The organism is Colwellia sp. E150_009 (assembly GCF_053543955.1).
The window spans coordinates 69,633-91,453 of sequence record NZ_JBHFOM010000014.1; the positions used below are offsets into that span (position 1 = coordinate 69,633).

Here is a 21,821-nt window from a genome sequence, read left to right on the forward strand (position 1 = left end):
TTTGTTGTTTACACAACACTTAACGGTTTAGATGTTTTTACTTTTTGGCGGTATAACGCTTTATCAGCACGTTCGAAAAAGGAATATTGGTTATCTGCTCTATTCATAAATGTTGTGCCTAAACTACAACTTACTTGATATTTTGCCAATAAAACATTTGTTTTTAATGCATTATTAATTCTGCTTTGAATAATATCTAAAGCATATTCGCTAGCGTTTTCAACGATGATAGCAAACTCATCACCACCAAAACGGAAAATACTATCGGAATCTCGAACACAAGTATGTAGCACATTCGCAAATTGAATTAATACTTGATCGCCAATATTATGACCGTAAATATCATTAATCACTTTAAATTTATTTAAGTCACCTAATACTAAACCAACCTGAGCATGATGTCGATTGGCATTATGCATTGCACGTTTTAGTTGTTCATCGAAATATCTGCGATTACCCAATCCAGTAAGGCAATCTTGCATGGCAAGTTGCATTGCTTGGTGATACTGCAAGGCATTTTTTAGTGGATACAATAGTGTTTGATGAATACGTTGTAAATCTTTGTAATGATGCATACTAATAGGCTTATTAATGCTATAGCTAATTGTGCCAATAAACTCATCATTCAGCTTTAATTCAAATTGACGTTCGTGTTTTGCTTTGCGGCTACCAGGTAATGTTTTACTTACTTTTGTGCTTTTAAAATATAAACCTGAAAACTTTACATAACGAAAAGCTTCTGTTGCAAAGATTGTTAGTAATTTATCTAATGAAAGTGTTGTTTGAAGTTGTTCTAATAAACTTGAATTTTTCTTGATACTAACATTTTTACTATCTGCTAACACATTTAATGTAGTAAAGGTATTAAATGTAGGAATTGTGTTTTCAAGTATATTTAATGTTTGCATACCTGTGCCTTACTAATCTAATTTATCACTTTATTATTATATTTATTGTTAAGCAATAAACGTTCCAAGCAAAAAGCATATGTGTTGTTTATAAATAGATATTATTAAATTTGCTCTAATTATTTGATTTTTAATGATTTTATTTTTGTCAGGTAGGTCGGCTTTATTGTTATAATATTCTGTAATAATTGAAAGTCAGTAATTTGACGGAAACAGCTTGCCATGTGGCAATAATGTTAATTGAATAAGGAATTTATGTGAACGGTCATTTTGAAATATTAGCTATATTAGCTAGTGCAGTTTTTATTGTTTGGTTATTTCGTCGATTAAAACTGCCTGCCATTTTGGCCTATTTAGTTGCTGGTACGCTTGTCGGTGAACATGGTTTGAATTTGGCTCATGATCAGGTTGATTATGATCACTTTGCAGAACTTGGTATTGTTTTCTTGCTGTTTACTTTAGGTTTAGAGTTTTCACTCCCTCGCTTAATGGCTATGCGAAATTTGGTATTAGCAGTAGGTAGCTTACAAGTGGGCATTTCATTATTGATTTTTATTGTGGCAAGCATGCTATTTGGTTTAAGTTTTGAATCTGCTTTTGTTGTTGGTAGTATTCTTGCTTTGTCCTCAACCGCTATTGTTATTCGTCAGCTAAGTGAAACGGGGGCGATGAAGCGAAAATCAGGGCAACTATCTGTTGCGATACTTTTATTTCAAGATGTGGCTGTTGTGCCTCTTCTTATTATCATTCCTATGTTAGCTGTAGAAGGCGAGTCATCGATGTTTTTAGCATTACTTATTGCTATATTCAAAGGTGTTGTTGTTGTATTTTTATTATTTGTTATTGGAAAAAGGTTATTACCGAAAGTTTTCAATGTTATTGCCAGTGTTAGAACGGATGAACTTTTTGTTTTAACAACTTTATTAGTCACTTTACTTGCTTCAGCATTAACACAATGGTTCGGTTTGTCTATGGCATTAGGAGCCTTTTTAGCAGGGATGATGTTAGGAGAAAGTGAATATAAACATCAACTTGAGGCAGATATTCGTCCTTATCGTGATATTTTATTAGGTTTGTTTTTTATCACAGTAGGAATGAAATTAGATATTGGTCTTCTTTTATCATCGCCATTGAACTTACTCGCGCTTATGATAGGTTTTATGTTAGTGAAAGTGATGGTTATTAAAATATTAGCGAGTCGAGCAGGGGAATCGTCCAAAGATGGCTGGGCATCAGGTTTAATGCTTGCACAAATGGGGGAGTTTGGATTTGTCATTATAGCTTTGGCTGATAAAGTTGATATATTGCCTTCAGCGGTATCATCCATGTTGTTAGGTGCAGGTGTTATTAGCATGGCTATTACACCTTATATGATTGAAAGGGCTCGTTCATGGTCTATTTTCTTAAGCCAGGAAAAGTCACCTCAAACAATTGATTTAGAAGCATTGCCCGAAAATAAGAACTTAAAAGATCATGTGATTATCTGTGGTTTTGGTCGAGTTGGTCAAACAGTTAGTCGATTTTTAAAACAAGAATCAATAGACTTTGTTGCTATTGATATTGATCCATTACGCACGCGCAAAGCAAGGGAAGCGGGGGAAAATATTTTGTTTGGTTCGTCAAGGCAAACAGAGTTACTTAAAGCAGCGCATTTATCAAAAGCAAAGTTAGTTGTTATTGCCTTTGGCGGAGATAAACAATCCTTAGAAGTTATTCAAAAAGTACGATCGTTATCACCCAATGTGCCAATTTTAGTGCGCACACGTAATGATGATCAATTAGATTTATTGCATGAGGCTGGAGCTAATCAAGTAGTGCCCGAAATTTTAGAAGGCAGTTTGATGCTTGTTTCTCAAGTATTATCTTTAACAGGTGTTCCTTTCTCAAGAATAATGCGTCGAGTGCAAGCTGAGCGTAAAAATCACTACAATCATTTACATGGTTTTTTTCAAGGTGAGCACACAGACATGAGCCCTGAAGCAATAGACAGAATTGAATTTGCTCATGCTATTTTAATTAATGCTGATTCATTTGGTTGCGGTAGAAGTATTGAATCATTAACACTTGATGAAAAGCACGTTAATGTTATTGCACTTAAAAGAGGTGATTTCGAAACTGAATCACCAAATGAGAATATTATATTACAGGTGCAGGATACATTAATTGTGCGTGGTAAACCTTCACACGTAGAAAAAGTAGAACGCTTTGTGCAAGAGGGGCATTAGTGTATTAAACAAGGTTAGTTATTTGTGGGTTTATTTTTGTAATTTATTAACATCTTTTTTAGTGAAAGTTGTGCTGCTATGATTAGCACACTGGGGGTAAATTTAAAAACTGTCTTATTTGGGATTCTTGGTTCATTGCGTCCTCAAATCCTAATTTTATTAACTCGGTACAAAAATTTTTTTCAAACAATAAATAACTAATAATACTCGATTCAGAGTCATTACTAATACCAGCACTGCGTAATAAAAGTTTTACGGGCAAGGACAAATCATTATAGTGGTTCAATGCTATCGCATTAAAATTATGGCTAGGATTAATAACGAAACTATCTATATGTTTTAAGCCAGCAATATTGTCTTTTTTTTGCGGTGGAATTAATTCTAAGGTTTCATTAATTCGAGCCATTCGCTCTAAGTCACTACTCATCGTGTCAGCAAAAATAGAGTCAAGTAAATGACCAGCAATAGTAGCGGATGTGGGGGGATGAGGGTTATTCTCATTAGTCGCGGCTGGTTTTTTGGGTTGCTCTACGCCAACAACAAAAACACGTTCTGCGCCAAGATGAATAGCAGGACTAAGAGGGGATAACTGATGAACAGAGCCATCACCAAAGTGTTGATTTTTAATTTTTACCGAAGGAAATACTACTGGTATTGCTGATGACGCCATTAAATGTTCGGTGTTTAGTTGTGCTGCTTGACCACTTCTTTTTGCTCGTGTCCAAGAATCAACTGTGTCGCCAGCTTGAAAAAAACTAATGGAATCTCCTGTACTATAGCTTGATGCAGTAACAGATACTGCTGATAAATAGCCACGCAAGATATTATTATCGATACGTTTAAAGTTCATTACCAGATTTAATAAGTGTCTCAATGGTTCACTGTTTAATAAACTTCGTGGTAATTTATTGGCATAATCAGCTTGAAAGCTTGCTAGCATACCACTTGCAATATAACCAAACACACTGAGAGCGTCGTTATGATAAATTTTACTGGTATCAAGGTTTTTCCAAACCCATTCGAGTTTTTTTACGCCTAATTGAAAGCATGAAGCATAGCAGCCTAAGGCCGTAGTATTTATGGCTCCTGCTGAGGTTCCACATAAAATAGGAAATGGAATTGCATGGTTTCTGGGGATAAATTTGGCAATTGCTGAAAGCACACCAACTTGGTAGGCTGCTCGCGCCCCACCGCCTGTTAACACTAATGCATTATTACTTTCGACATAGTTACGTCTTCGAGTCATATCTTATTGTTATTAAATAAAAAACTATTGATTTATAGGTTTAGTGTAAATTGTTTTATAACTTATAACCAGCTAGATTTTTATAAATTTTGTATCCTATTAAAAGTATTATACGGTACTGGCTTAAGCCCACTATCAAGGGAATAAGCCAGTTTATTAGCTATGACTATACTCTATCAGAATAATCATTTACTTTTACAAGACCTTACCTAAATAAGTTACTAATTCCAGCAGTGTTTTGCATTTTTAGGTGATTAGGATATATAACATCAAAAATTTCACTAAAGGATGTTTTTGCATGAATATCTAATGGTATTGGCAAATTCAACTTTCTAGCGATATCACTTGATGAGATAACACCTCTAATATGATGGTGTTTTCTATCTAACACTAGGCAATGACGTAATCTATAATTTTTTAGCGCATTAACAACATCACTGACTTGTGAATTCTGCAATTCATTATAATCAAAAGCGTGTAAATCACTCCTTGAAATCATTAAATCATTCACTAGTACTTCATTTCGTTGAATTCCTTTGGCGACTTCTGTCACAATATGCCTTTCTGTTAGTTCTTTTGTGCTAATAATACCCAAAAAATCATTGTTTTTCGAGACGACAATTTTCATTGTAACGTGTGACTTTATCATTAGGTTGAGCACTTCCGTTGCTGGAGTGTCTTCTTCAATAACTAAGGCTTCATGCTGTTTGAAATCTGTGAATATGGTTTTTGCTGAAGATGTTAATGTTGTTTTTTCAAAGTGCTCAGGTGAAACAATATGATCGATTAAGTCTAAATCGAATAAGTGTAAATTTTTCATAATAGCCTCTAACTTTATAGATGTAATATTTCTGAATATTTTTTAAATATTCATCTCTATAACTTTTGTACTTAAAATAACAATGCAAATGAAATTATACTGCTAGAAAATTGATTGCATTGATGTTTATATATCAAAATTTAAGAAAGAGGAGGAGCGCGAGGTCGAAGGTATTGATATTTGTTTTTTGCTAATGAAGTGTTTTCTATACTCGTGTATTTAGCAAGGTAAGTTAATTGAATTAATTGATTTTGTGTTGTTTTCTTTGGAATAAAATGATCAAGATCTGAATCTAAATTATTATCAGGGTAAAGATCAAAAATTAATTGATTAGTTGTAGTGTGATTTACTGCTTTTGTAATATTATAATCTGGCTCAGTATTAGAGTAGACAATAATAATTAAATAAATGGCAGAGATGAATCTTAACACAGGCAAAATCACAATAAACTACATTGGTTATATATCTTATAATGAGTGAGTATTGTGTTTTTTCAAGCCTGTAAATGTAACATTTTATTTAGTGTGCTGGGGAGAGCAAGATTTTCATTTGGCAATTTCAATATTATGATGATAGCTGTAAGTCTATTTATGTTAAAAAATAATGTTAAAAATATAAACGCAATACAGTTTCAGCCACACAAGCTAAACGTTTACTGTTTTCAACTTCAATACTAACTTCATTAACAATTTCAATACTGCGTTTCATTGGAACCAAATTAACTAATTTAATACTTGCTCTGACACGTGTACCCGCTTTGACAGGGTATGGAAATCTCACTTGATTTAAACCAAAGTTAATTACCATTTTGGCTTCTGGGTAGGGGTTGTTATCTACGTTAACGGAATTAGTTAGCTTAGGTATTAATGACAGAGTTAAAAAACCATGCGCAATGGTAGCCTTAAAAGGTGATTCTTTAGCAGCACGTTCAGGGTTAGTGTGTATCCACTGATTATCGCCAGTTACCATTGCAAATTGATCGATACATTCTTGTTCAACTAAGTGCCATTCCCCAGAAAATGTTTCAGTATTAATTTTTTGTAAAAGCGCCTCATACATTTTTTTTGCTGCTGGGATTTGCTCTACAATTTCACCTTTTTGAGGCTCTTCAGAGTCTGATGGTCCGAAGTGTGAAAACCATGGATTATTTAGTGTATTCAGCAGTGGGTTGGTGATTTTATCACTAATTAGGTTAGATAAATTTCTGAATCGTGGTTCAATCTTGGCAATAAATTGATCATTTTGATGTTGTAAATTTCTTTTTTTCTCTCGAATGAATTCTATAACCTTCATATAACAACTCCATAATATTTAGATGACAAGGTTTGTTTTGTTAAAAAGCGAGTGATGCATTACATAATTCAAGTCCTATTAAAAGCCCTTAATTGGTTTAAAGGCTTTTAATGACAGGTTAATTAGCTACCCATTAATTAAAAAATGCACATAAATACTCGCAATATAACCTAGCGCAATTGCCCAACTCCACTTTAAATGACCAATAAAGGAGTATTTTCCTTTAGTTTGCCCCATTAATGCAACGCCAGCAGCAGAACCAACAGAAAGTAAGCTTCCACCGACGCCAGCTGTCATGGTGACTAACAACCATTGTTGAAGATCCATGACTGGGTTCATGCTAAGTACTGCAAAAACAACAGGAATATTATCAACAATAGCAGAAAGCAGGCCTACAGCAATATTTGCATAAGTAGGATCCCAGTTAGTATACAATAATTCTGAGACTAAACTTAAATAACCCATAAAACCTAGGCCACCAACACACATAACCACGCCATAGAAGAACAGTAAAGTATCCCATTCTGCACGGGCTATTTTATCAAAAATATCAAAAGGAACAATATTTCCTAATCTCTCTAAGGCTTTTTCATCATGGCTTATCTGTGCTTGAGTACGTTTTTTGTCTAGTGATCTCGGTAAGCTTTTTCGTAGGTAAAAGCCTAAAAATTTTAAATAACCTAATCCCATCATCATGCCCAATACCGGAGGCATATTAACAAGGCTATGGGTTAAAACAGAGGTTGCTATTGTTAGCACAAAGAAAAAGACAATGCGTTTGGCTCCTCGTTTAAGTATAAAATCTTCGTCTATAATCGGAGTAGACTTTTCATTGGAAATAAAAAAGCTCATTAGAACCGCAGGGACAAGAAAGTTAACAAAGGAAGGGATAAATAACACAAAAAACTGTTCAAATTTAACTAATTCTGCTTGCCAAATCATTAAGGTCGTTATATCACCAAAGGGGCTAAATACACCACCTGCATTTGAGGCTATAACAATATTTATACATGCAATATTAATAAATTTTAAGTCTTTAGGTGCTACTTTGAGTACAATTGCACACATTAACATGGCGGTTGTTAGGTTATTGGCAAATGAAGAAATAATAAATGCCATTATGCCCGTTACCCAAAATAAACTTCGTAGACTTAAGCCTTTAGATATCATCCAAATTCGCAAACTATCAAATATGCCCCGTTCTTCCATTGCGTTTATGTAAGTCATTGCAACTAATAAAAATAATAATAATTGGGCATACTCTAATAAATTATGATTAAACGCTTCTTCAGCTTCGGCAGGTATTCCATGCTGCGTGTAGATCCAGCCAATAATTAGCCATATTATGCCTGCAGCTACTAACACGGGTTTTGACTTTCTCAGGTGTATAAACTCTTCGCTGATCACTAATAAGTAGGCAATAAAAAAAATGGTTAATGCAGTGAAACCTGCAATAGAGTTGGTAAGGTCTATTGCCCCAGCGTCAGCTGCCCAAGCGGGCGCAGCTAAAAACAACAGCAGCACAATTGACAGAAATTTTTTCATAATGATACTCTTAAGGTTAATTTAAAATTTGTTACAAAGAGACTTGTTCAGCTTGCGCTATTATTTATTACGCGGTATTTCTTTTAAGGCACCTGCCAAGGTAGAAAATACAATGCAATATTTACTGTCAGGAGTAAATTTCGCTTTAGCTAGCGTTTTTAAAGGCTGAAATTGGAAGTCAGCTAGGTATAAAGTAGTTTGCGTATTTTTGCATTTATCAATAAATTTATATAATGCCGCCACACCACCTGTATCAAGAATCGATACGCCATCGAAATATAAGACAACGCCATTTTTATTGTTACATAAGTGTGATAGTTCGCCAAAAACTGTATCAGCTGCAGCAAAAAAAAGTGGCCCATTAATTTTATATACTTTCCATTTTTTTGGAAGGGGCGTCGTAATAAGTTGTTGATGATTCGTTATATCGTGTACTTTTGTCATTTCTGCTATTTGCTTCATAAAAAGCAAAGAGGCGAGAACAATTCCTGTCACAATAGCAACAACCATATCAAAAAATACAGTTAAGAAAAAACAAGTAATAAAAACGGCAATTTCATTAACTGGTGCTTTTTTAAGAAGGTGTATTATTTTAGGTGCCTCACTCATGTTCCATGCTACCACTAATAATAATGATGCCATTCCTGACATTGGAATATATGAAAGCACTGTAGATAAGGATAACAACGAAATTAATATAACAACAGCATGTATCATTGCCGAGATAGGGGTAACAGCGCCTGCTTTAAAGTTTGCTGCTGAACGTGCGATAGCTGCTGTTGATGTAATACCACCAAAGAAGGGAGTGACAACATTTCCAATCCCTTGGCCTAGTAATTCACTGTTAGCGCTATGTTTTGTACCTGACATACCATCGAGCACTACGGCACATAATAACGATTCAATAGCACCTAACATAGCAATGGCAAATGCAGCAGACAACAAATCTGAGGCTACATCCCAACTAAAAGAAAGAGCATTTTCATTGGGTTGAACGCGTAACCAAGGCCATTCAAAAGTTGGTAATATGGATGGTATTCCATGCCCTAAAGAGCCATCAGAAAGTGTAAAGCTAAAGGTTGACCCGATAGTTGAAACGTTGCCTCCTTGGCTATTTAGTATGTAAGCAAGCATACTGGCTGCAATAATAGCAATTAGGTGTGCTGGCACAGCTGTTTTAAGTTTAGGCCAAATGATCATGATAGCTAATGTGCTACTGCCAACAATGAAACTAGAAAAAGAAAAATCTGGTAACATTTGTAATAATACGCTCACTTTTCCAACAAAGTGCTCTGGCATACTGCTGATTTCTAAACCGAAAAAATCTTTTACTTGTAATACAGCTATAACGACAGCTATACCGCCAGTAAAACCAAGAGTGACAGGCTCTGGAATATATTGAATATATCGGCCTAGCCTGAGTAAAGCCATAATAATGAGAATTATACCAGAAAGAATGCTTGCGATAAGCAAACCTGATAATCCATATTGCTGAACAATGGGATATAAAATAACAACAAAAGCTGCGGTAGGCCCAGAAACACTATAACGTGAACCACCCGTAAGAGGAATAATAAAACCAGCTATTATTGCGGTATACAAACCATATTGAGGAGCGACACCAATTGCGATAGCAAGTGCCATTGCTAAGGGTAACGCGATAATACCAACAGTTACGCCAGCGAGTAAGTCTTTTGAGAAGGAGTTTAACTTATAAGGATTATTACGTAGTGATTCCCTAAGAGCATTTGCTAGTCTCAACGAAAATAAATGCTTTCTATATTTCATTAATTAATAACCATTGTGTATGTAACTTTTTACAATCAGCTAAGCTATATTGTAATTATATGCCAATTTTAATACAATACAACTATAATTAAATGTAAGTACTATTATAATAATATGTTAATTATATTATAATTTGTTGATGTGTTAGTAGGAATAAAGAACGATGGAAAATAGAACAGCTAGACTTACCGTTTTAATTGATCCCAAAAAAAAAGCAATCTTTGAAGAATTATGTGCATTAGATGATGTCAACGCGTCTCAAAAAGTTAGACAAATGATCAGAGAGTTTATTGAAGATAAGTTAGGTGAAAACTGGCGAAATGATGTGTTTAAGTAAACTTTATACAATACATATGAGTATAAAATGCGAAAAAAAAGCCAGCTAAGAAGCTGGCTTTTTTAAATGACATAGAATTATTAACAATTAATCTTCTTACCTATCACCACTTATACCTAAAAGGTGAAATAGCGTTAAGTAGTATGCCTAGTTGAAAATAATTTTTAGCTGCTAACGCGTTCGTTTGCAGCATCAATCAATGGTTTCGATCCAGTTTGTAACGCAGGTAAGTTCTCAGAAACAACTCTCTTTGGTAATTTCCCAATCATCAAAGAACCTGTTTCTACCGAACCGCTTGCTGATGCAAACTCTAATAAATTCTTACCATTACACTGAATACCGTCAAAGATACGACGAATTTTTAATTTATTCGTCTTTAAAAATGAACGCATGCGTTTCTTGTCGTCAGCAGCCACATACTCACATATACTTTGTGCAATGTTCGCAGCTTGTGCTTTAGGTGTCGATACAACAGACGTTAATGTTAAAACAGTGATAGTAGAAGCTATTAATAATTTTTTCATTTTAGTAACCTTTTATATAAATGGATTATTAAAAGAAAAAACCACGGGATGTACCTATTAACGAGGTGACTCCGCTGCCGTAGATTTTCAAAATTAGAAAACCCCTTAGGCCGGTGGTTTTGCGTCGTATACTTTCATATACTTTGCCTTTTCTTTGTCAAGTATAATTATCACTAATTTTGACCAAAAAAGCAAATTCTTTGTCGTTTAGTTAAAGAAAATTGCTTTTTTATTAATGAATAATCATGCTTATTTTGATAAGGAGATGATTGTGAAACCTAAAAGAATTAAATTATTAGTCTATGTTTTTGTATTTTCTAAGTAGTTAAAAGGTCTAAGGAATTAATAAAAAGTTTGATTTATTTACAATATTAGTTGCTGGTTTAGAGTGTGTAAGCAGAAGAGTTTTTTGCAAAAATTTATTACTAATACTAGAAAAGCAGGTGTTATTAACACCTGCTTTTCATTTTTGTATGTTAAAAAAAATTAGTCAATTAAAATTGCATTTCAGGGGTGTTTTCACCAACGACAAGTTCACCTTCGGTTAACTTAATAATTTCTTCAACAGAAACACCAGGAGCACGTTCTAATAAATGAAATTTACCTTCTTTAATTTCGATAAAGGCTAGGTCGGTTAATACTTTTTTAATACAGCCTTTTCCTGTTAGAGGAAGGGTACAGTGACTTAATAATTTAGAAACACCATGCTTTGAAGCATGTGTCATTGTAACAATAATATTATCTGCACCCGCCACTAAATCCATTGCTCCTCCCATGCCTTTGATGAGTTTGCCAGGGATCATGTAGGAAGCAATATTACCATTCACATCAACTTCAAAAGCACCTAACACTGTTAAGTCTACGTGTCCGCCGCGGATCATAGCAAAAGATTCGGCTGAATCAAAAATTGAAGCGCCTGTAGCCATAGTTACTGTTTGCTTGCCTGCATTGATTAAGTCAGCATCTATTTCTTCTTCAGTTGGAAATTGCCCCATACCAAGTAAGCCATTTTCAGATTGCAGCATAACGTCCATCCCTTCTGGAATATAGTTAGCTACAAGTGTTGGTATACCTATACCTAAATTAACGTAATAACCGTCTTGAAGTTCTTGGGCAACACGTTGAGCTAGTTGTTCTCTAGAAAGCGCCATTATTTATCTCCTTGTGCTGTAGAAATGCGAACTGTACGTTGCTCGACACGTTTTTCAAATGTACCTTGAATTAAGCGATCAACGTAAATACCTGGTGTGTGTATTTGATCTGGGTCTAAATCGCCAGGTTCAACTATTTCTTCTACTTCCACAACCGTTATTTTTCCGGCTGTAGCTGCCATAGGGTTAAAGTTTCGTGCTGTTTTTCTAAACACTAAATTACCATATCTATCGGCTTTCCATGCTTTAACAATAGCGAAATCACCCGTAATTGATTTTTCTAAAATATAATCACGGCCGTTAAATTGACGTTCATCTTTCCCTTCTGCTACGGGGGTTCCATAACCTGTTGCTGTATAGAATGCAGGAATTCCCGCTCCGCCAGCACGCATTTTTTCTGCTAAAGTGCCTTGTGGTGTAAGTTCTACTTCAAGTTCACCAGCCATCATTTGACGTTCAAACTCTGCATTTTCGCCAACGTAAGAAGCTATAATTTTTTTGATCTGACGGTCAGGTAATAAAATACCTAAGCCAAAGTCATCTACACCACAATTATTTGAAACTAATGTTAATCCTTTAGTCCCTTTGCGTTTAATTTCATTAATTAAGTTTTCAGGGATACCGCATAGTCCAAAACCACCAGCGATTACAGTCATATTATCTGTTAGCCCAGCCATGGCTTCTTCATAGCTTGACACTACTTTGTCAAATCCTGCCATTACATTCTCCTCAATATTAGTTTTATCTTTATTATTTTGCTGTTTCGGATTTATTAGCAAGATAAGCATTCGATACTTTAGATATAGGCGCTTTACCTAATTTTTTACTAATAAACCAACCTGCTTTAAGTAATTCATTAAAATCTATGTCAGTTTTTATCTTTAAGCCATTTAGCATATAAACCACATCTTCGGTAGCAACATTACCTGATGCACCTTTAGCATAAGGACAACCACCTAAGCCTGCAATAGCACTATCGACTACCGCAACACCCATCTGCAAAGCAGCGTATATATTTGTTAATGCTTGTCCGTAGGTATCATGAAAATGAACAGCTAATTTTTCTATTGGTACATCGTTACTCACCGCTTGTATCATTTCCATCACTTTGGCGGGTGTACCAACACCAATAGTATCGCCAAGAGATATTTCATAGCAGCCCATTTGGTACAACTTTTTAGCAACTTTAGCCACTTGTGCAGGTGAAATATCACCTTCATATGGGCAACCTAAAACACAAGAAACATAACCCCTTACTTTAATATTAGCCTGTTTTGCAGCAGTCATAATAGGCGTGAAACGTGCTAGGCTTTCTTCGATAGTACAGTTAATGTTTTTTTGACTAAAACTTTCAGATGCTGCACCAAAAATTGCTACTTCGTCTGCGTTTACTGCTATGGCTCCCTCAAATCCCTGTAAGTTAGGGGTAAGCGCAGCATAAGTGACGCCGTCTTTACGATTTAGTTTTTTAAATACCTCGCTAGAAGTGCTCATTTGTGGCACCCATTTAGGTGATACAAAACTACCGCTTTCAATATAGCTGATGCCAGCATCAGCCAACTTTTGAATTAAGGTGATTTTATCATTGGCACTGACAGGCGTTGCTTCGTTCTGCAAACCATCTCTTGGGCCAACTTCTACTATTTTTACGTAATTAGGCAAAAGAGGGCGGACGTTATTATTTATGCTCATATTCTATGCCTCTTCACTCGCTGAAAAAGCGAGTAATTCAGCGCCGCCATCAACCATGTCACCTGCTTCAAAGAATATCTCATTAATGATGCCATCATTGGGTGCTTTAATGGTATGTTCCATTTTCATGGCTTCCATAATTAACAACGGTTGATCTTTAGAAACATGTTCACCTGTTTTAACTAATACACTGACCATAGTGCCGTTCATTGGTGCGGTTAAACCACCATGGCCGTCATCATTTTCATGTTGTCCACAATCAGCTTTTATATGGGTAAAAGTAAAAACACCATTTTCTCGGTATAAGCTGATGTTACTATCAGTACAACTCACTGTTGCTTGACTACGATGGCCATTTATATTGACGGTGATCAGCTCTTCATTTAAAGAACCTTGACAATCAAATTGTTCTTCGTTGATGCTAATTAAATAATATGCATCTGTGCCTTGACGTTTTTGCTCAACTTCAATGTTATATTCTTCATTGTTATGAGCTAGGATAAGTTTATGTGTGTGGGCTTCATTTAAACGCCAAGCATTTGCACTATGCCACGGCGAGCATGGATCATTACTTTGTTGGGCATTTTGTTGGGCTGCTTTATGAATTGACAAAACTAAGTACAAAGCAGCGATAGGTAATTCATTTTGTAAAATTTGTTTTGTATCATGGAAAATAAGGTCGTTATTTTTTTCAATAAAACTTGTATCTATATCTTCTTCAATAAATGGCTTTGATGTCGTTAAGTTGTACAAAAAGTCAATATTAGTGGTAACGCCATTTATTCGATATTCACTCAATGCTTTACTTAAGCGCTTTAATGCTTTTTCACGACTTTCATCCCATACAATTAGTTTAGCAATCATAGGGTCGTAATAAACACTGACCTCATCGCCTTGACGAACACCTGTGTCAATTCGAACATGCTTACTTTCAATAGGAGTCTGTAATAAGCTTAATTTACCTGTTGCGGGTAAAAAGTCATTATCAGGATCTTCTGCATAAATACGTGCTTCAAAAGCATGACCATTAAGCACTAGCTCTTGTTGAGTTTTTGGCAGCGTTTCGCCAGCGGCAACACGTAATTGCCATTCTACTAAGTCTTGTCCACTGATCATTTCAGTGACAGGGTGCTCAACTTGTAGGCGAGTATTCATTTCCATAAAATAGAAGGAGCCATCAATATCAAGCAAAAACTCAACGGTTCCTGCACCTTGGTAGCCGATGGCTTGAGCTGACTTTATTGCAGACTCGCCCATTTTAGCGCGTAATTCTTCGCTCATGCCAAAAGCAGGGGCTTCTTCTATCACTTTTTGATGACGACGTTGTACAGAGCAATCTCGTTCAAACAAATAAACTGCATTTTGGTGATTATCACAAAAAACTTGAATTTCAACATGTCGAGGTTGAGTTAAATACTTCTCAACTAACATGGTGTCGTCACCAAAAGATGACATGGCTTCGCGTTTTGCTGCGGCTAAGCCTTCTTCAAACTCTTGTTCACTCCATACTTGACGCATTCCTTTACCGCCACCACCTGCGGTTGCTTTTAATAAAACAGGATACCCCATATCATCAGCGGCTTTTTTTATTATGGAACTAGATTGATTGTCACCATGATACCCCGGCACTAAAGGTACCTTGGCTTTTTCCATGATGTTTTTAGCTGCTGATTTTGAACCCATGGCTTCAATTGCGCCAACAGGTGGGCCAATAAAGGTTATGCCATTTGTGGCACACGCACGACAAAAATCGGCATTTTCAGATAAGAAACCATAACCAGGATGAATTGCTTGAGCACCAGTTTTTACAGCCGCAGCAATGACTTTATCTCCTAAAAGGTAACTCTCACGGGAAGGTGAAGCGCCAATGTAAATAGCTTCATCGGCCATATGAACATGTAAAGAATCTTTATCGGCATCTGAATAGACCGCGACTGTTAAAACGCCCATTTTTTTTGCTGTTTTAATAATGCGGCAGGCAATTTCGCCACGGTTAGCAATTAATATTTTATTGAACATGTTTTTTCCTTCAATTCCTTAAATAAGAACCGTAATGTTTTTATTTTTGCCAGTTTGGCGAACGTTTTTCAAAAAAAGCACTTAAACCTTCTTGGCCTTCACTCGATACTCTAATAGCAGCAATGCGTTCACTGGTATCTTTGAGTAGGGCGTCATCAATTGTTTTAAAAGCAATATCTTGACTTAATTTTTTTGCTTGTCGTCTTGCTTCACTACCATTGGCTAGTAAAATTGCTGTTATTTCACTTACTTTGTTCGCTAACTCATCGGGTTCAGCAATTTCATCAACTAAACCTAGTTGTTGTGCTTTATCACTAAAAAAGCGTTCTGCGGTTTGGAAATAACGTCGGCTGGCTTTTAGACCAATAGCATCAACAACGTAAGGACCAATAGTGGCAGGGATCAGACCTAATTTAACTTCACTTAAACAAAAGCTTGCTTTGGTGCTGGCAATAACAATATCACAGCAACTTGCTAATCCTACGGCGCCACCAAAAGCAGCACCTTGAATTTTAGCAATAGTAGTTTGTGGTAAAAAGTTTAAGGCGTGTAGCATTTGTGCTAATGCATTGGCATCTTTTAAGTTATCTTCATAAGAGTAGCTTGCCATGCGTTTCATCCAGCCTAAATCAGCGCCAGCACTGAAACTTTTACCGTTTGATGCAAGCACCATTATGCTGATATCTTCACGATTGCTGATTTGAATAAATATATTCCTTAATTGTTTGATGATTTCATCATCAAACGCATTGTGTTTATCTGGATTATTTAACGTAACCGTAGCAACGCCTTGTTCATTTACGTCAAATAATACTTTGTCATTAAGTGTGTTCATATGAGTGTTTTTTTACCTTTTAACCTAAGTATTACATTCTAAAAATGCCAAATTTGGTCTCTTTAATCGGTTTGTTTAATGACGCTGAAATTGCTAAGCCTAATACTTGACGTGTATCAGCAGGGTCGATAATGCCGTCATCCCATAAACGTGCAGAAGCATAATAAGGATGGCCTTGGTGTTCATAATTATCGATAATAGGTTGTTTAAAGGCTTTTTCGTCAGATTCACTCCAACTTTCACCTAGTTTTTCTTTCTTATCACGCGTGACTTGCGCTAAAACACCTGCTGCTTGTTCTCCTCCCATAACTGAGATTCGGGCGTTTGGCCACATAAATAAGAAGCGAGGGTCGTACGCACGGCCGCACATACCGTAGTTGCCTGCGCCAAAGCTACCTCCAATTAATATGGTAAACTTGGGTACTTGTGCAGTGGCAACAGCGGTAACCATTTTGGCGCCATGCTTAGCAATTCCGCCTGATTCATATTGTTTTCCTACCATAAAGCCAGTAATGTTTTGTAAAAACACAAGTGGGATTTTACGTTGTGCGCAAAGCTGAATAAAATGTGCTCCTTTCTCTGCTGATTCACCGAATAAAACACCATTATTGGCAACAATTCCTACAGGGTAACCAAAGATATGAGCAAAACCACACACTAAAGTACTGCCATAGAGTGCTTTGAATTCGTCAAATTCACTTGCATCAACAATGCGGGCTATTATTTCTCTTATGTCATACGGTTTGCGAGTATCTTTTGGGATAATGCCGTAAATGTCCTCAGTTGGATAATCAGGCTCAGCCACTTCTTTTAATTGAATATTTACAGGTTTGACTCGGTTAAGGTTAGCAACAGCAGAACGGGCTATTTTTAAGGCGTGATTATCGTTTTGAGCATAGTGATCTGTTACACCTGAGGTTCGACAATGTACATCAGCACCACCTAAATCTTCAGCACTAACTACTTCACCTGTTGCTGCTTTAACTAATGGGGGACCAGCTAAAAAGATTGTACCTTGCTCTTTAACAATAATAGACTCATCTGCCATTGCTGGTACGTAGGCTCCACCAGCAGTACATGAACCCATCACAACAGCAATTTGAGGAATGCTTTGTGCTGACATGTTCGCTTGGTTAAAAAAGATTCGACCAAAATGTTCTTTATCTGGAAATACATCGTCTTGATTTGGTAAGTTAGCACCGCCAGAGTCAACTAAATATATACAAGGTAGGTTGTTCTCTAATGCAATAGCTTGCGCTCTGAGGTGTTTTTTCACTGTCAGTGGATAATAGGTGCCACCTTTAACTGTAGCATCATTGGCAACAATGACGCATTCTTGACCAGCAACACGACCAATTCCCGTTATTATGCCAGCGCTAGGTACATTATCATCATAAACTTTATACGCCGCCAATTGAGAAAACTCTAAAAAGGCAGCTCCATCATCAAGTAAGGCATTGACTCTATCGCGTGGTAATAACTTACCTCTGTTTATATGACGTTCACGAGAATGCTCGCCACCACCAAGTTTTATATCTTCAAGCTGAGTACGCAAATCATCTACTTGTGTTTGCATGTGTGCAGCGTTTTCTAAGAAATCTTGACTGCGAGTGTTTATTTTTGAAATTATTTTAGCCACGGTAGACCTTATATTGTTAACTGGTTTATTTAAAAAACAATTACATTAGTAATGGTTTAGTTTGCAGCTAGTTATTCCAAATACAAGGCAATGTACGACGTTGTTTTTAGCCAACGAGTAGTATTTAATTCAGTAGTTGGATTAACTAGTAATAAAATAAATTGTTACTTTGATTCGTTGAATAACTCACGTCCTATAAGCATTCTTCTTATTTCAGATGTACCAGCACCAATTTCATAAAGTTTAGCATCACGTAATAAACGTCCCGCAGGAAATTCATTGATATAGCCGTTACCGCCAAGGAGCTGAATAGTATCAAGTGCCATTTTCGTTGCTAGTTCTGCTGCATATAAAATAACAGCAGCAGAATCTTTACGCGTTGTTTCCCCACGGTCACATGCCGCTGCTACCATATAAGCATAAGATTTAGCTGCATTCATTTGGGTGTACATATCAGCTACTTTACCTTGTACCAGTTGAAATTCCCCAATGGATTGACCAAATTGTTTTCTGTCATGAATATAAGGAACAACCAAGTCCATACAAGCGTCCATAATGCCCAAAGACCCGCCCGAAAGAACAACACGCTCATAATCAAGACCAGACATAAGTACACGAACACCTTTACCTTCTTGGCCTAGAATATTTTCTGCTGGCACTTCGCAATCTTGAAAAACTAATTCGCAAGTATTTGAACCACGCATACCAAGTTTGTCGAGTTTTTGATGACGAGAAAAACCAGGGTAATCGCGTTCAACAATAAAAGCAGTAATACCTTTTGAACCAGCACTAGTATCGGTTTTGGCATAAATAACATAAACGTCAGCGTCAGGGCCGTTTGTGATCCACATTTTATTACCATTTAAAATGTATTTATCGCCTTTTTTATCTGCACGAAGTTTCATGCTAACCACATCAGAACCAGCATTTGGCTCGCTCATTGCTAACGCACCAACATGTTCGCCAGTGCAAAGTTTAGGTAAATATTTAAGTTTTTGCTCATGTGAAGCGTTTTTACGTAGTTGGTTTAAGCATAAATTTGACATAGCGCCGTAGCTTAGACCGACAGAAGCTGAAGCTCGTGAAACTTCTTGCATGGCAACAATATGCTCTAAATAACCTAAACCTGAGCCACCATACTCTTCTTCAACAGTCATACCTAATAAGCCCATGTCGCCAAATTTGCGCCATAAATCATTCGGGAATTCATTATCAATATCAATTTGCTCTGCACGTGGTGCTATTTCATCACGAGCAAAGGCATTGACTTGATCACGGATCATATCAACGGTTTCGCCTAAGTTAAAATTAAGTGAACTAAATGAAGAAATCATGGTTTATCCTTTTGTTTAAATATAGTTAACTGTTGTTAATGTAATTTTATGTTCTTGTTATTTATGTATTATCTATTTAGTTAATTTAGTCAGTATGTCCTGACAGTTATCTTCTAAATCGTTAAGCTCTATTAATACGGCATTGATGTCATTAAGCTGTTGCTTCAAATCATTTTTTTTCTGATTAATTAATTCCATCATGCTGGTTAGTTGCTTAGCGCTGGACTTATCAGCATCATAAAGCTCAAATAACCTACCTGTTTCTGCTAGCGAAAAGCCTAAACGCTTACCACGCAATATTAGCTTCAGTCTTACTCTATCTCGTTGATTATAAATTCGAGTTTGTCCATTACGTGTGGGTGTAAGTAAGCCTTGATCTTCATAAAATCGTATACTTCGTGTTGTAATATCAAATTCTTTTGATAACTCCCCAATTGAATATTTAGCTTGGTTTGTTTTATCTTTAATGCTCATCATAATGCTTACTTGCAATTCCTGTGATTATTGAAATAACTCTACATGAAGTTTACGTAAACGTAAAGTTGATTTATGTAAGTTTTTATCTTTTTATTTTGTGATTGAATTTATTCACTAGTGCATTTCTTTAAACACTTCATAGCAATTTAACGGCAAACCTAATTTTATAAAGCGCCTAAAAATCACTTTTAAAAATTAAATCCTAGTACTAAAGTTTACGTTGTCGTAAACGTTAAATTAAGGTAGGCTATTTAATATTGTTATTAAAAATCATATTTTTTTATTTTGGAGAATCTCATGTCACAAAGTGATCCTATTGTAATTGTTTCAGCATTAAGAACCCCTATGGGTGGGTTTAGCGGCTGTTTAGCCAATGTTACTGCCCCAGAGCTTGGTGCAACGGCAATTAAGGCAGTTGTAGCTCAAGCTCAATTAAACAGTGATCAAGTGGATGAAGTGATCATGGGGTGTGTTTTACCTGCTGGTTTAAAACAAGCACCAGCAAGACAAGCTGCAATTGCAGCTGATTTAGCTTTATCAACGGTTTGTACTACTATTAATAAAGTTTGTGGCTCAGGTATGAAAGCAGCAATGCAAGCACATGATGCATTGCTCGCAGGTTCCATTGAGGTAGCAGTTGCTGGTGGTATGGAAAGTATGAGTAATGCACCTTATATTTTACCAAAAGCACGTGCTGGTATGCGTATGGGACATGGTCAAGTGTTGGATCATATGATGCTTGATGGTTTAGAAAACGCTTATGATGGCATTTCTATGGGATGTTTTGCTCAAGAAACAGCTGACGAAGCTGGGTTTAGTCGTGAAGATATGGATGAGTTTGCAATTCGTTCATTATCACGTGCAAACGCAGCCATTGAGTCGGGTGCCTTTAAAAATGAAATAGCCTCCGTAACAGTAACAAGCAGACGTAGTGAAACAGTCATAGATACTGACGAACAACCAGGCAATGCTCGCCCAGATAAAATTCCTTCATTACGTGCAGCGTTTAAAAAAGATGGCACAATTACCGCCGCTAATTCAAGCTCAATTTCTGATGGCGGTGCTGCTTTAGTAATGATGAAATTATCAACTGCAACAGCACGTGGATTAACACCTCTTTGTAAAGTTGTTGCTCATGCCACACATGCGCAAAAGCCTGCTGAATTTACTATTGCACCTGTTGGAGCAATGACTAAATTATTAGATAAAGCTGGTTGGACCGCAGCAGACGTTGATTTATTCGAAATCAATGAAGCTTTTGCTATGGTTACTATGTTAGCTGTGAAGAAGATGAATTTGGATATAAATAAAGTTAATGTCAACGGCGGTGCATGTGCGCTGGGTCATCCATTAGGGGCTAGTGGTGCACGTATTATGGTGACACTAATTCACGCTTTGAAAAATAAAGGTTTATCAAAAGGTGTTGCCTCTTTATGTATTGGCGGTGGTGAAGCAACTGCCATTGCGCTTGAGCTTATTTAAGGGTTAGGAACAAATTATGAATTTTGATTTAACAGAAGATCAACAAATGTTCGCTGATACAGCGAAACAATTTAGTAATAGTGAATTATTACCTAATGCAGCCAAATGGGATCAAGAGCATACATTTCCTAAAGACATTATTGCTAAAGCGGGTGAATTAGGTTTTTGTGCTTTATATACACCAGAAGAGGCTGGTGGTTTGAACTTAAGCCGCTTAGATTCATCAATTATATTCGAACAGTTAGCGATGGGATGTACCGCAACTACCGCGATGATGACTATTCATAATATGGCAACATGGATGATAGCTACGTGGGGTAAAGATGTTTTTAAAGATGCTTGGTGTCCATCACTAGTGACGGGTGAAAAACTTGCTTCTTATTGCTTAACAGAGCCTGGGTCTGGATCAGATGCCGCCTCATTGAGTACATCAGCGAAAAAAGAAGGCGATCATTACGTTATTAATGGTTCAAAAGTATTTATTTCAGGTGCAGGCGCTACAGACG

Annotated in this window: 19 protein-coding genes, 1 pseudogene and 1 riboswitch; of the genes and pseudogenes, 4 read left to right on the plus strand and 16 right to left on the minus strand. The window is 36.4% G+C overall.

Translation table 11 applies throughout. The features are described 5' to 3' along the window. Positions 1 to 8 precede the first annotated feature (8 nt). Positions 9 to 908: a GGDEF domain-containing protein gene (locus tag ACE1OF_RS08600; protein WP_448893892.1), complete on the minus strand. Its 900-nt coding sequence runs from the start codon at positions 906 to 908 to the stop codon at positions 9 to 11. 257 nt (positions 909 to 1,165) lie between these two features. On the opposite strand from ACE1OF_RS08600, the gene ACE1OF_RS08605 reads away from it, so the two are divergent. Further along, on the plus strand, positions 1,166 to 3,133 hold the full coding sequence (locus tag ACE1OF_RS08605; protein WP_448893894.1) for a monovalent cation:proton antiporter-2 (CPA2) family protein: 1,968 nt from the start codon (positions 1,166 to 1,168) through the stop codon (positions 3,131 to 3,133). A gap of 82 nt (positions 3,134 to 3,215) precedes the next feature. Here the strand turns inward: ACE1OF_RS08605 and ACE1OF_RS08610 are convergent, their stop codons facing one another. From ACE1OF_RS08610 to dauA, 6 genes are all read right to left on the minus strand, one after another. Continuing rightward, the gene (locus tag ACE1OF_RS08610; protein ID WP_448893895.1) at positions 3,216 to 4,379 is read right to left on the minus strand and encodes a patatin-like phospholipase family protein; all 1,164 of its coding nucleotides are present in this window, start codon (positions 4,377 to 4,379) and stop codon (positions 3,216 to 3,218) included. Between the two features lie 205 nt (positions 4,380 to 4,584). Further along, on the minus strand, positions 4,585 to 5,199 hold the full coding sequence (locus tag ACE1OF_RS08615) for a CBS domain-containing protein (RefSeq protein WP_448893896.1): 615 nt from the start codon (positions 5,197 to 5,199) through the stop codon (positions 4,585 to 4,587). Positions 5,200 to 5,339: 140 nt separating this feature from the next. Continuing rightward, the gene (locus ACE1OF_RS08620; protein ID WP_448893897.1) at positions 5,340 to 5,630 is read right to left on the minus strand and encodes a hypothetical protein; all 291 of its coding nucleotides are present in this window, start codon (positions 5,628 to 5,630) and stop codon (positions 5,340 to 5,342) included. A gap of 175 nt (positions 5,631 to 5,805) precedes the next feature. Beyond that, entirely contained in the window at positions 5,806 to 6,492 is a 687-nt protein-coding gene (locus ACE1OF_RS08625; RefSeq protein ID WP_448893898.1) for a MaoC family dehydratase, read from the minus strand. Between the two features lie 126 nt (positions 6,493 to 6,618). Next, positions 6,619 to 8,037 carry a sodium:proton antiporter NhaD gene (gene nhaD, locus ACE1OF_RS08630; RefSeq protein ID WP_448893900.1) on the minus strand — a complete coding sequence of 473 codons (1,419 nt, stop codon included), beginning with the start codon at positions 8,035 to 8,037 and terminating at the stop codon, positions 6,619 to 6,621. Positions 8,038 to 8,097: 60 nt separating this feature from the next. Beyond that, a complete protein-coding gene (gene dauA / locus ACE1OF_RS08635; RefSeq protein WP_448893901.1) occupies positions 8,098 to 9,825 on the minus strand; it encodes a C4-dicarboxylic acid transporter DauA in 1,728 nt (575 codons plus the stop codon). Positions 9,826 to 9,988: 163 nt separating this feature from the next. Between dauA and ACE1OF_RS08640 the strand changes: the two genes are divergently transcribed. Then, positions 9,989 to 10,162 carry a CopG family transcriptional regulator gene (locus ACE1OF_RS08640; RefSeq protein WP_448893902.1) on the plus strand — a complete coding sequence of 58 codons (174 nt, stop codon included), beginning with the start codon at positions 9,989 to 9,991 and terminating at the stop codon, positions 10,160 to 10,162. A gap of 164 nt (positions 10,163 to 10,326) precedes the next feature. On the opposite strand, the gene ACE1OF_RS08645 is transcribed toward ACE1OF_RS08640, so the two are convergent. The 9 genes and pseudogenes from ACE1OF_RS08645 to ACE1OF_RS08685 all read right to left on the minus strand — a co-directional run bounded on the left by ACE1OF_RS08645 (position 10,327) and on the right by ACE1OF_RS08685 (position 19,833). Further along, positions 10,327 to 10,686 (minus strand): DUF3718 domain-containing protein, encoded by a 360-nt coding sequence (locus ACE1OF_RS08645; RefSeq protein WP_448893903.1) that lies wholly within the window; start codon positions 10,684 to 10,686, stop codon positions 10,327 to 10,329. A 61-nt stretch (positions 10,687 to 10,747) separates the two neighbouring features. Next, positions 10,748 to 10,844, minus strand: a riboswitch (cyclic di-GMP riboswitch). Positions 10,845 to 11,180: 336 nt separating this feature from the next. Beyond that, a complete protein-coding gene (locus ACE1OF_RS08650) occupies positions 11,181 to 11,837 on the minus strand; it encodes a 3-oxoacid CoA-transferase subunit B (RefSeq protein ID WP_448893904.1) in 657 nt (218 codons plus the stop codon). Continuing rightward, positions 11,837 to 12,556, minus strand: a complete 720-nt coding sequence (locus tag ACE1OF_RS08655) for a CoA transferase subunit A (protein ID WP_448893905.1) — start codon at positions 12,554 to 12,556, stop codon at positions 11,837 to 11,839. Before ACE1OF_RS08655 ends, ACE1OF_RS08650 begins: the two co-directional genes overlap by 1 nt. Before the next feature lie 31 nt (positions 12,557 to 12,587). Then, the gene (locus tag ACE1OF_RS08660) at positions 12,588 to 13,529 is read right to left on the minus strand and encodes a hydroxymethylglutaryl-CoA lyase (RefSeq protein WP_448893906.1); all 942 of its coding nucleotides are present in this window, start codon (positions 13,527 to 13,529) and stop codon (positions 12,588 to 12,590) included. A 3-nt stretch (positions 13,530 to 13,532) separates the two neighbouring features. Beyond that, entirely contained in the window at positions 13,533 to 15,548 is a 2,016-nt protein-coding gene (locus ACE1OF_RS08665; RefSeq protein ID WP_448893907.1) for an acetyl/propionyl/methylcrotonyl-CoA carboxylase subunit alpha, read from the minus strand. Positions 15,549 to 15,588: 40 nt separating this feature from the next. Beyond that, the gene (locus ACE1OF_RS08670; protein ID WP_448893908.1) at positions 15,589 to 16,383 is read right to left on the minus strand and encodes an enoyl-CoA hydratase/isomerase family protein; all 795 of its coding nucleotides are present in this window, start codon (positions 16,381 to 16,383) and stop codon (positions 15,589 to 15,591) included. A gap of 31 nt (positions 16,384 to 16,414) precedes the next feature. Continuing rightward, positions 16,415 to 18,040: pseudogene (locus ACE1OF_RS08675) on the minus strand (carboxyl transferase domain-containing protein); the annotation flags it as partial. 146 nt (positions 18,041 to 18,186) lie between these two features. Continuing rightward, positions 18,187 to 19,356 carry an isovaleryl-CoA dehydrogenase gene (locus tag ACE1OF_RS08680; protein ID WP_448893909.1) on the minus strand — a complete coding sequence of 390 codons (1,170 nt, stop codon included), beginning with the start codon at positions 19,354 to 19,356 and terminating at the stop codon, positions 18,187 to 18,189. Positions 19,357 to 19,428: 72 nt separating this feature from the next. Further along, positions 19,429 to 19,833: a MerR family transcriptional regulator gene (locus ACE1OF_RS08685; RefSeq protein WP_448893910.1), complete on the minus strand. Its 405-nt coding sequence runs from the start codon at positions 19,831 to 19,833 to the stop codon at positions 19,429 to 19,431. Between the two features lie 297 nt (positions 19,834 to 20,130). Here ACE1OF_RS08685 and ACE1OF_RS08690 point away from each other — a divergent pair, with 297 nt between their 5' ends. Both ACE1OF_RS08690 and ACE1OF_RS08695 read left to right on the plus strand, forming a co-directional pair. Further along, complete coding sequence (locus ACE1OF_RS08690) at positions 20,131 to 21,315, plus strand: acetyl-CoA C-acyltransferase (protein WP_448893911.1); 1,185 nt, start codon at positions 20,131 to 20,133, stop codon at positions 21,313 to 21,315. A 16-nt stretch (positions 21,316 to 21,331) separates the two neighbouring features. Beyond that, positions 21,332 to 21,821, plus strand: a 490-nt coding sequence (locus ACE1OF_RS08695; RefSeq protein ID WP_448893912.1) for an acyl-CoA dehydrogenase family protein, incomplete at its 3' end; no start/stop codon positions are given.

Bases quoted from the DNA above. Each gene is read 5' to 3' on its own strand.
- ACE1OF_RS08610 (WP_448893895.1), bottom strand. From the start codon at position 4,379: ATGACTCGAAGACGTAACTATGTCGAAAGTAATAATGCATTAGTGTTA.
- ACE1OF_RS08685 (WP_448893910.1), bottom strand. From the start codon at position 19,833: ATGATGAGCATTAAAGATAAAACAAACCAAGCTAAATATTCAATTGGG.
- ACE1OF_RS08690 (WP_448893911.1), top strand. From the start codon at position 20,131: ATGTCACAAAGTGATCCTATTGTAATTGTTTCAGCATTAAGAACCCCT.
- ACE1OF_RS08640 (WP_448893902.1), top strand. From the start codon at position 9,989: ATGGAAAATAGAACAGCTAGACTTACCGTTTTAATTGATCCCAAAAAA.
- ACE1OF_RS08625 (WP_448893898.1), bottom strand. From the start codon at position 6,492: ATGAAGGTTATAGAATTCATTCGAGAGAAAAAAAGAAATTTACAACAT.
- ACE1OF_RS08655 (WP_448893905.1), bottom strand. From the start codon at position 12,556: ATGGCAGGATTTGACAAAGTAGTGTCAAGCTATGAAGAAGCCATGGCT.
- ACE1OF_RS08650 (WP_448893904.1), bottom strand. From the start codon at position 11,837: ATGGCGCTTTCTAGAGAACAACTAGCTCAACGTGTTGCCCAAGAACTT.
- ACE1OF_RS08615 (WP_448893896.1), bottom strand. From the start codon at position 5,199: ATGAAAAATTTACACTTATTCGATTTAGACTTAATCGATCATATTGTT.
- ACE1OF_RS08660 (WP_448893906.1), bottom strand. From the start codon at position 13,529: ATGAGCATAAATAATAACGTCCGCCCTCTTTTGCCTAATTACGTAAAA.
- ACE1OF_RS08680 (WP_448893909.1), bottom strand. From the start codon at position 19,356: ATGATTTCTTCATTTAGTTCACTTAATTTTAACTTAGGCGAAACCGTT.
- dauA (WP_448893901.1), bottom strand. From the start codon at position 9,825: ATGAAATATAGAAAGCATTTATTTTCGTTGAGACTAGCAAATGCTCTT.
- ACE1OF_RS08645 (WP_448893903.1), bottom strand. From the start codon at position 10,686: ATGAAAAAATTATTAATAGCTTCTACTATCACTGTTTTAACATTAACG.
- nhaD (WP_448893900.1), bottom strand. From the start codon at position 8,037: ATGAAAAAATTTCTGTCAATTGTGCTGCTGTTGTTTTTAGCTGCGCCC.
- ACE1OF_RS08600 (WP_448893892.1), bottom strand. From the start codon at position 908: ATGCAAACATTAAATATACTTGAAAACACAATTCCTACATTTAATACC.
- ACE1OF_RS08665 (WP_448893907.1), bottom strand. From the start codon at position 15,548: ATGTTCAATAAAATATTAATTGCTAACCGTGGCGAAATTGCCTGCCGC.
- ACE1OF_RS08670 (WP_448893908.1), bottom strand. From the start codon at position 16,383: ATGAACACACTTAATGACAAAGTATTATTTGACGTAAATGAACAAGGC.